We start from the raw sequence: 5,435 nt of genomic DNA on the forward strand, positions 1-5,435 counted from the left end.
CGCTCATGCTGGTCGGCATGACGGTGTGGGAGTTCAAGTCGCCCACCACCATGCGGCGCGGCTGGCTGCCGATTGCCACCACGCGCGGCGACCGGCTCTTCATCGGGCTGCTGGCCGCGGCCTACCTGAACCTGGTCTTCATCGGCCTGGCCGGCAAGTTCCAGGAATGGATGAGCCTGGAAGCCGAGCCCTCGATCTGGATCAGCTTCGTGCTGTCGATGGGGCTGCTCGCGCTGGTGATGCGCAAGGGCTGAGCGGCCGAAGATAGCCTGCTTCGTTTTTTTCCACACAGCGTTCCGGCTCTCCGCCTCCCCGGAGCCGTGATCGGACACAACACCGGGGAAGCACCAACCGAGGAGACAATTTTCATGAAGATGCGCTACACGGCATTGGCACTGGCAGCGGCGATGTTCGCCGCGCACGGTGCGGCATCGGCGGGCGAGGCCGAAGCCAAGAAATGGATCGACAGCGAATTCCAGCCATCGACCTTGTCCAAGGACAAGCAGATGGAAGAAATGAAATGGTTCATCGAAGCCGCCAAGAAGCTTCAGGCCAAGGGCGTGAAAGAGGTGTCCGTCGTCTCCGAAACGCTGACCACCCACGAGTACGAATCGAAGACGCTGGCCAAGGCCTTCGAGGAAATCACCGGCATCAAGGTCAAGCACGACCTGATCCAGGAAGGCGACGTGGTCGAGAAGCTGCAGACCTCCATGCAGTCGGGCAAGTCGATCTACGACGGCTGGGTGTCCGACTCCGACCTGATCGGCACGCACTACCGCTACGGCAAGATCATGTCGCTGACCGAGTACATGGGCGGTGCGGGCAAGGAGTACACCAACCCCGGCCTCGACCTGAAGGACTTCATCGGCACCAGCTTCACCACCGCGCCCGACGGCCAGCTCTACCAGCTGCCCGACCAGCAGTTTGCCAACCTCTACTGGTTCCGCGCCGACCTGTTCGCGCGCAAGGACCTGCAGGACAAGTTCAAGGCCAAGTACGGCTACGACCTGGGCGTGCCGCTCAACTGGAGCGCCTACGAGGACATCGCCGAGTTCTTCAGCGTCGACGTGAAGAACATCGACGGCAAGCCGATCTACGGCCACATGGACTACGGCAAGAAGGACCCGTCGCTGGGCTGGCGCTTCACCGATGCGTGGCTCTCGATGGCGGGCGCCGCCGACAAGGGCATTCCCAACGGCATGCCGATCGACGAATGGGGCATCCGCGTGGCCGCGGACAAGTGCACGCCCACGGGCGCGGCCGTCTCGCGCGGCGGCGCCACCAACTCGCCGGCTGCCGTGTACGCGCTCACCAAGTACATCGACTGGATGAAGAAGTACGCGCCCAAGGAAGCCATGGGCATGACCTTCGGCGAATCGGGCCCGGTGCCGGCGCAGGGCCAGATCGCCCAGCAGATCTTCTGGTACACGGCCTTCACGGCCGACATGACCAAGAAGGGCCTGCCGGTCGTGAACGAAGACGGCTCGCCCAAGTGGCGCATGGCCCCCGGCCCGAACGGCCCGTACTGGAAGCAGGGCATGCAGAACGGCTACCAGGACGTGGGCTCGTGGACCTTCTTCAAGGGCCATGACGCCAACAAGACGGCGGCGGCCTGGCTCTACGCGCAGTTCATCACCGCCAAGACCACGTCGCTGAAGAAGTCGATCACCGGCCTGACCTTCATCCGCGACAGCGACATCCGTTCGGACTTCTTCACCCAGAACGCCAACAAGTACGGCGGCCTGATCGAGTTCTACCGCAGCCCGGCGCGCGTGGCCTGGACGCCCACCGGCACCAACGTGCCCGACTACCCGAAGCTCGCGCAGCTCTGGTGGAAGAACGTGGCCGAGGCCGTCACGGGCGAGAAGACCCCGCAGAAGGCCATGGACAACCTGGCCGACGAGATGGACAACGTGATGGCCCGCCTCGAGCGCGCCGGCATGGCCAAGTGCGCGCCCAAGCTCAACCCGAAGGGCGACCCGGCCAAGTACCTGAGCGACGACCACGCGCCCTGGAAGAAGCTGGCCAACGAGAAGCCCAAGGGCGAGACCATCGACTACAACAAGCTGCTGACGGCCTGGAAGGAAGGCAAGGTGCGCTGAGCGGCTGCTTTCCCGCAGACAACAGCGTTCCACGAAGGGCCGCGCCGAAGGGTGCGGCCTTTTTTTTGCTCATTCGTGGGGCCGACGCGACGGCATGACCAATGGCAGATGCGCCAGTGCTACGGTTGGCTTACATTCGACGGCCCCCGCCTTGCCCCAGCACGTGAACTCAAGCATTTCCAGCCCCGCCGCGCGCATCAAGCGTGTCCTGGTGATCCACTATTCGCAGACCGGCCAGCTCGGCAGCGTCGCCGAGCAGATCGTCGCGCCGCTCAGGGCCGATCCGGGGATTTCGGTGCATGTCGAAACCCTGCGCCCGCTGGCGGATTYCCCGTTCCCCTGGCCCTTCCTGGCCTTCTTCGACGCGTTCCCGGAGTCGGCCCACATGAAGCCGCCGCCGCTGGCGCCGCTCTCGCTCACGGGTGACGAGCAGTTCGACCTGGTCATCCTGCCCTACCAGGTGTGGTTCCTGGCGCCGTCGCAGCCGGTCGTCGCCTTTCTCAAGCATCCGCTGGCCCGGCGCCTGCTCGCGGGCAAGCCGGTGGTCACGGTCATTGCCTGCCGCAACATGTGGCTGCTGGCCCACGAGAAGCTCAAGGGCCTGCTCGACGCGGTGGGCGCGCGCCTCATCGACAACGTGGTGCTCACCGATCCCGGCCCRACGCTCGCCACCTTCTTCACCACGCCGGCCTGGCTGATCTGGGGCCGCAAGCGCGGTTTCTGGGGCATGCCCGACGCGGGGCTGAGCGACGCACAGATCCAGGGCGCGGGCCGTTTCGGCCGGGCGCTGCGCGAGGCGCTGCACGGCGACCGGGAGCGCGGATCGCAGCCGCTGCTCGCGGGCCTGGGCGCGGTGCAGGCCGATGCGCGGCTTCTCGTGAGCGAAAAGGCCGGCACGCGCAGCTTTTTCCTCTGGGGCAAGCTGATCATGGCGGCGGGCCGGCCCGGCGCCTGGCAGCGCAAGCCGCTGCTGCTGCTCTACGTGGTGTTCCTGCTCGTGCTCATTGTCACGGTCGTGCCGGTGAGCTTGAGCCTGCAGGTGCTGCTGCGGCCGTTGTTCAAGGGGTGGCTGACTAAAATGACGGCGTGCTTCGAACGCCCTTCGGGCTCGGCCACGGACCGTTCTCCCCTTTATGACGACTGAAGTCTTCCTGACCCGCACCGCCGCCTTCCTGCCCTTTTCCCCGGTCAGCAATGAAGACATCGAAGACGTGCTCGGCCGCATCGGCGGCAAGGCCTCGCGCGCGCGGCGGCTGATCCTTCGCAGCAACGGCATCCAGTCGCGCCACTACGCGATCGACCGGGCCACCGGCCGGCTCGCCATGAGCAATGCGCAGCTCACGGCCGAGGCCATCCGGGCGCTCGGCGACATCGGCCCGGTGGATTGCCTCGCCACCGGCACCTCGCTGCCCGACCAGCTCATGCCCAACCACGCGGTGATGGTGCACGGCGAGCTCGGCTGGCCGCGGCTCGAAGTGGTGGCTTGCGCGGGCATCTGCCTGGCGGGCACCACGGCGCTCAAGCACGCCTGGCTCTCGGTGCGCTCGGGCGATGCGCGGCGCGCGGTGGCCACCGGCTCGGAACTGGCCTCGGCCGTGATGCGCGGCTCCAGGTTCGAAGCCGAGCTCGAACACAAGCTCCAGGCGCTCGAGGAGCGGCCCGAACTCGCCTTCGAAAAGGACTTCCTGCGCTGGATGCTTTCCGACGGCGCCGGCGCGATGCTGCTCGAGCGTGAGCCGCGCGGCCCGCTGTCGCTGCGCGTGGAATGGATCGACCTGTCTTCGGCCGCGCACGAGCTGCCGGTGTGCATGTATGCAGGCGCCGACAAGAACGCCGAAGGCGGGCTCGACGGCTGGGCCCGCACCGATCCCGAAGATTGGCGGCGCGAGTCGACCTTTGCCGTCAAGCAGGACGTGCGCCTGCTCAACGAGAACATCGTGCGCGCCACGCTGGGCGAGCCGCTGGCGGCCATCGTCGAGAAGCGCGGCCTGAAGGCGGCGGATGTCGACTGGTTCCTGCCGCACCTGTCGTCCGGCTATTTCGTCGAACCCGTGAGCCGCTGCCTCGAGCAGATGGGCTTTGCCATTCCGCGCGAGCGTTGGTTCAGCAATCTTGCGACCAAGGGCAACACCGGGTCGGCGTCGCCCTACATCATGCTCGACGAACTGTTCCGCTCGGGCCGCATCAAGCCCGGCCACAAGCTGCTGATGTTCGTGCCCGAAAGCGGCCGCTTCTCGAGCGGCTTCATCTACCTGGAAGCTGTGTGATATGAACCCCCACGCTCATCACTTCGTGTATTCGCTGCCCCCCGGGGGGGCGCAGGCCTGCCTTGGGGCGGCCCGGCGGAAGGCCTGACATGGACCTCGACGCTGTTCCGCAAGAAGGCAACGCCACCCTCGACGGCCACGCCAAGCTCATGTACGCGCGCGACGCGCAGGGCCGCGTGGTCACCACCCGCTCGCGCGGCTGGGAGGCGGAGGAAATCGTCACCAGCCATGCGGTCGACGTGCTGGTCGAGCAGGCCCGCGAAGCGAAGGGGCGCGTGGCCCGCGGGCTTGCGTCGCCGCTCGAATACTGGATGTACGAGCGCCGCATGGACGTGGCGCTGCTCTCGCAGACCAGCGGCTTCTGGCAATGGCGCGTGCGGCGCCACCTCAAGCCGAAGCACTTCGCGGCGCTGCCCCAGAAACACCTGGCGCGCTATTCGGAGGCGCTGGGGCTTCCCGTTTCCACCTTGCAGGGCCTGCCGTGAAATTCGAACACCAGCAAGCGGCGCATTGCGAAAGCGGCGTCATCTCGAACCTCATGCGCCACCACGGCGTGCCCATGACGGAGAGCATGGCACTCGGCCTGTCGTCGGCACTGTCGTTTGCCTACCTGCCGTTCATCAAGCTCTCGGGCCTGCCGCTCATCTCGTACCGCATGCCGCCCAAGGCCATCATCAAGGGCCTGCTGGCGCCGATGGCCGCGCGCTTTCGCTTCGAGACCTTCCGCAGCGCCGAGGCCGGCGCGCAGCGCCTCGATGCGCTGCTCGCGGGCGGGCAGATCGTGGGGTTGCAGACCTCGGTCTACTGGCTGCCGTACTTTCCGCCCAACATGCGCTTCCACTTCAACGCGCACAACCTGCTGGTGTACGGCAAGGACGGCGACGACTACCTGATCAGCGACCCGGTGTTCGAGGAGCCGGTGCGCTGCGCCAGCGCCGATCTTTCGCGAGCGCGCTTCGCCAAGGGCGTGCTCGCGCCCAAGGGCCTCATGTACTACCCGCAGGCCATCGAGCGCAAGACGATCGATGCGGCGTCGGTGACCAAGGCGATCCGCAAGACGGTGCGC

The 5,435-nt window shown here is 66.6% G+C and carries 6 protein-coding genes; all 6 read left to right on the forward strand.

What is annotated here, in order from left to right; genetic code table 11:
• Positions 1 to 254: DUF2160 domain-containing protein (locus AC1DOC_RS17395; protein WP_478130159.1), on the forward strand; the 254-nt coding region annotated here is incomplete at its 5' end.
• Between the two features lie 114 nt (positions 255 to 368).
• On the forward strand, positions 369 to 2,102 hold the full coding sequence (locus tag AC1DOC_RS17400; RefSeq protein WP_012748488.1) for an ABC transporter substrate-binding protein: 1,734 nt from the start codon (positions 369 to 371) through the stop codon (positions 2,100 to 2,102).
• 163 nt (positions 2,103 to 2,265) lie between these two features.
• Complete coding sequence (locus AC1DOC_RS17405; RefSeq protein ID WP_478130160.1) at positions 2,266 to 3,246, forward strand: dialkylrecorsinol condensing enzyme; 981 nt, start codon at positions 2,266 to 2,268, stop codon at positions 3,244 to 3,246.
• A complete protein-coding gene (locus AC1DOC_RS17410; RefSeq protein WP_478081492.1) occupies positions 3,236 to 4,369 on the forward strand; it encodes a beta-ketoacyl-ACP synthase III in 1,134 nt (377 codons plus the stop codon). The genes AC1DOC_RS17405 and AC1DOC_RS17410 overlap by 11 nt, the downstream gene beginning before the upstream one ends.
• An 89-nt stretch (positions 4,370 to 4,458) precedes the next feature.
• Positions 4,459 to 4,854, forward strand: coding sequence for a DarG family dialkylresorcinol biosynthesis protein (locus AC1DOC_RS17415; RefSeq protein ID WP_478081493.1), 396 nt, complete (start codon positions 4,459 to 4,461; stop codon positions 4,852 to 4,854).
• The coding region (darH, locus tag AC1DOC_RS17420) for a BtrH-related acyltransferase DarH (protein ID WP_478130161.1) at positions 4,851 to 5,435 on the forward strand (585 nt) is incomplete at its 3' end. The genes AC1DOC_RS17415 and darH, both read left to right, overlap by 4 nt.

Source organism: Variovorax sp. 01T439_2 (assembly GCF_056398445.1).

Excerpts from the sequence above, each read along its gene's own strand:
- AC1DOC_RS17400 (WP_012748488.1), top strand. The coding sequence starts at position 369 with ATGAAGATGCGCTACACGGCATTGGCACTGGCAGCGGCGATGTTCGCC.
- AC1DOC_RS17410 (WP_478081492.1), top strand. The coding sequence starts at position 3,236 with ATGACGACTGAAGTCTTCCTGACCCGCACCGCCGCCTTCCTGCCCTTT.
- AC1DOC_RS17415 (WP_478081493.1), top strand. The coding sequence starts at position 4,459 with ATGGACCTCGACGCTGTTCCGCAAGAAGGCAACGCCACCCTCGACGGC.